The sequence below is a fragment of the Hymenobacter agri genome (assembly GCF_054778495.1).
Genome location: NZ_BAAGZM010000403.1, coordinates 1 through 3975 on the forward strand (window position 1 = coordinate 1; position 3975 = coordinate 3975).

Below are 3975 nucleotides of genomic sequence, written 5' to 3' on the forward strand. Positions count from 1 at the left end.
CGCTACCCAGCACCACTCGGCCGGCCGCCTCGCCGCCCTGCGCCACACCATTGAGTTTCTGAAATCGCACGGCCGCGTGGTGCTGGTGCGCCTGCCCGTGGGCCCGGGCCTGCGGGCGCTGGAGCAGCAGTATCAGCCGGGGTTCGGGTCGCAGATGCAGCAGCTGGCGGCCGATTTCGCGGTGCAATATCTCGATTACAGCGCCGCGCCCTATGCCACCACCGATGGTAACCACCTGCAAAAAGCCGCCAGCGAGCAGTTCAGCCAGCAGCTGGCGAGTTATTTGGTAAAGTGAGCTTTGTAGGTTGCTGATAACATAAAAATGGCTTCCTGCTCTCGCAGGAAGCCATTTTTATAGTTGCTTGCGCAAAGCTGATTTATTCAACCACCACGCGCTTGACCAGCGGCGTAGAGCCTACCGTGGTCTGCAGCGTGTAAACACCTTTTGCCAGATTGCTGACATCAACGGTAGCGCCGGTTGCCGACAGCGACAGCGTGCGCACCGGCTGGCCGAGGCTGTTGAACAACGTCGACACCACGGCCGCGCCGGTGAGCTCGGCCAGCGCCACCGAGAACTGGCCACGGGCCGGGTTGGGATAGAGCAGCAAGTCGGCAGCGCCATTGGCAGTGGCGGTGGCCAGCGGGCTGGCAGCCGGGGCAAAGCGCAACTCGAAGCGGCCGGTTTGAGCCTGTCGGACTTCCGTTGCGCTCACGTTGAAAGAGTAGCTGGCCTGCTGGTGCAGGTTGATTTGCTGGCCGTTGCGGGTGTCGTAGAGGTAAGCTTCGAGCGTGGCGGGCAGGTTCAGCAGCTGCGCAGCGCGCAGGGTGTAGGTCCCGGCAGCGGGCACGCCCACGCTCAGCGGAATCACCGTAGCGGCCGCGAACTGCGGGCGGCCATCGATGGCCAGCAAAGGCATGGCAGCCGGAGCCGAAGCCAGGTTCAACCCGGTTGAGTTCGCCATTTTCACGGCATCGAATCGGGCATCCAGGCCGGCGGTGGCCCCGGCCTCGGCGTACACAAACAGCGCATCGGCCGGGCCGCTGCTGCCTTGCAGGTTCAGCTGCACCAGCGGGCGGCTATCGGCTGCGCCGCGGCGGAAAGGTGCCTGCGTGGCGTAAGAAGTCACGCGCTGGGCGTTGCGGAAGGTGAGGGTACCGGCCGTCTGGCCCGCGCTCACCCGCACAAAAAAGCCTTGGCTGGAGCCGATGTAGGGGCTGGCACCACCCACACCGTTGGTGTAAGCGCGGTAGTTGCCGTTGTACTGGCTGGTGCTCTCGAACACGTACATGGCGCCGTTGAGGTTGCTCAGGTCGGCGGCCGTTACCTGGCGCCAGTCCAGCGGGGCGGGGTAGGGGTTGCCAATCAGCGCCCAGCCACCGTCGGCGGCCGAGGCGCCGCTGGTGCGAGCCAGCGGCAGGGCGTAGGTACCGCTGTTGAGGGCGCCGGCGAAATCTACTTTCTGCGCCGCGTCAATATTCACCGTGTAGCCCTGGCCCACGTTCATGGCATCAGCCGAAGAGGTCGGGGAATACCAGCCTTTATCGAAGGCGCTCAGATTGTTGGTGGCAGTAGCCACGCGGCTCTGGTCGTAGCCAAATACCGTGGGGAAGGCGGTTACCTGGCCCGGGGTAGCGGAGGTATTGTAGGCGGTATTCAGCACCGGCGCGAAGCCTGCGGTGGCCAGGTCAGCCACGGTGGTGTTGCTCACCGGGGCCGAGTAATGGCGGTAACCCAAGCCGTTGTTCAGGCTGGGGTCAATGTAGCGCTGCACCAGCACGGTATTGCCCTGCACCACGCCGGTGCCGCTGTTCACCACCAGCGCGGTGCCGTTGGCGTCGGAGGGCAGCGTGAGTTGCTTGCCGTTCAGCACGAGGTTGCCCGCGCCAGCCACGGTCAGGGCCTGCATCACGGTTTCCGGGCCGTTCAGCGTTACGTTATTGGCGTTGGTCGTGCTCAGGTTGCGCACCTGGCCGGGCAGCGCGCCACCCGTTACCTGCGCCACCGTCCCGTTGTAGATGTAGCTGGCGTCGCTGCTGAAGCTACGCGTGCCCGTCAGCTGCACCGAGCCCACGTTGCCCGTGGCCTCAATGCCGGCCGCATCGCAGATGCCCAGTGTGCCGCCCGCCGCCAGCACGAAGTTGCCCGAGCCCGTGAGGGGCTGGCAGTTAGTCAGCAGCGTACCGCCATCCTGCACCGTGAGGGTACCCACCACCGTGAGGCCGCCCGTGAGCGTGGCAGTGCCCGCGCCGCCCGTAGCCGGCCCGGTAATGGTGACGTTGCCGTAGGTGCCGTTCACGTTCTGCGGGGTACTCACCACAAGGTCGGGCAGCGCTGAGAGCTGATTGAGGCGCACGCTGATGGTGGCGCTGGCAAAGTTGGCGGCCAGGAAATCCAGGTCGCCGTCGTTGTCCACGTCGGCCGTGGCTACGCCGTTGGGGTTGGTGCCCACCAGCACGGTGCTGCGGGCACCGAAAGCGCCGGTGCCGTCGTTCAGCCGCACCGTCACGTCGCTCGAATTAAAATTCACCACCACCATATCCAGGTCGTTGTCGCCGTCGAGGTCGGCGGCCGAAATGCTAGTGGGGCCGGTGCCGGTTGTGTATTCGGTGCCGCCGCTGAACGTGCCGCTGCCGTTGTTGAAGCGCACACTGGCGCTGTTGCTGCCGTAGTTAGCCGCCATTAGGTCCAGGTCGTTGTCGCCGTCCAAATCGCCGAGTGAAACCCAGCGGGGCCGGCTGGCCAGCACGGGGTCCGAACCGCCGCTGAACGTGCCGTTACCGTTGTTGAGCCGGATGCTGACCGTCGAGCTGGCTGCGCCCCAGTTGGCCGTGAGCAGGTCGAAGTCGCCATCGCCGTCTACGTCGCCGGTTTGAACGTTGAACGGCAGTGAGCCCACGCTAATGGTCGAGCCGCCGCTGAAGTTTCCGGCGCCGTCGTTCATCCGCACCATCACGTTGTCGCTGGCACCGTTGGCTACCAGAAAATCCAGGTCGCCATCGCCATCGAGGTCAGCGGTGGCAATGCTCTGGGGCTGGCTGCCTACAGTGTAGTCGGTGCTCCCGGTAAAGGTGCCGCTGCCGTTGTTGAAGCGCACGCTCACCGAGTTGGCGTTGTAGTTAGCCGTGAGCAGGTCGAGGTCACCATCCCCATCAATATCGGCGGTGGTCACGCTACGAGGCTGGCTGCCCACGCCGGGGTCGGAGCCGCCGCTGAAAGTGCCGTTGCCATTATTCAGCCGCACACTGACCGAAGCGCCGCCAAACGTGGGCGACAGCAGGTCAAGGTCGCCGTCGTTGTCCACGTCGGCCACCGTCACATTGTAAGGGTTGCTGCCCACAACCGGGTCCGAGCCGCCGCTGAAGGTGCCATAGCCGCCGGTGGCCGCCGCCGTAAACTGAAAAAGCAGCGGCTTCGCCAGTGCCCCGGCGCTGCTGCGGGCGGCTGTGGTCACGTCCACGCGCACCGTTTCGCCCGGACGGAAATTGTAACTGGGCGCAAACGTCAGCTGGTCGTTATTAAGCGTGGTAATGCCGCTGGAAGTAGTGCGCAAGCCGCCGCGCTGGCTGCTAAATACCCGCAGCGCGCTCTCCGAGCCGGCCGTCAGGTTCTGGCTGAAACGAACCGTCACGGGCGTAGTGCGAACGGCGGCCTTCTGGTTGGCCGTGGGCGAAACCCCTACGACAGTGGGCTGCGCCATTGCTGAAAGCGTCAGCAAACCTGGCAACAGGCTCATTCCGGCAGCTTTGAAGTGGTAGAAACGTTTTATCATAAAAAATGAAATGTGAATAAGAGGAAAGCCTGGACTAAATTAAGCAGTTGACCGCCTGTTTACTACGCATCCTTCGCTACCAGTCCCGCCAGCGCCCCCGTCAGCCCGCGGCGCGAGTAGCGGGCGTTGCCAAGCGCCGGCAGGTCCAGGTTGGGGTGTTGCTGCCAGCGGGCCACCAGCGCCTCCAGCGTCTGGCGCATCATGG

The 3975-nt window shown here is 64.5% G+C and carries 2 protein-coding genes; one reads left to right on the forward strand and one right to left on the reverse strand.

Features of this window, described 5'->3' with window-relative positions; translation table 11 throughout:
- On the forward strand, nucleotides 1-295 hold a 295-nt coding region (locus tag ACYVDE_RS16590; RefSeq protein WP_460502666.1), incomplete at its 5' end, for a hypothetical protein.
- 82 nt (nucleotides 296-377) lie between these two features.
- Here the strand turns inward: ACYVDE_RS16590 and ACYVDE_RS16595 are convergent.
- The gene (locus ACYVDE_RS16595; protein WP_460502667.1) at nucleotides 378-3770 is read right to left on the reverse strand and encodes a T9SS type A sorting domain-containing protein; all 3393 of its coding nucleotides are present in this window, start codon (nucleotides 3768-3770) and stop codon (nucleotides 378-380) included.
- Between the last annotated feature and the right edge of the window lie 205 nt (nucleotides 3771-3975).

Bases quoted from the DNA above. Each gene is read 5' to 3' on its own strand.
- ACYVDE_RS16595 (WP_460502667.1), bottom strand. From the start codon at position 3,770: ATGATAAAACGTTTCTACCACTTCAAAGCTGCCGGAATGAGCCTGTTG.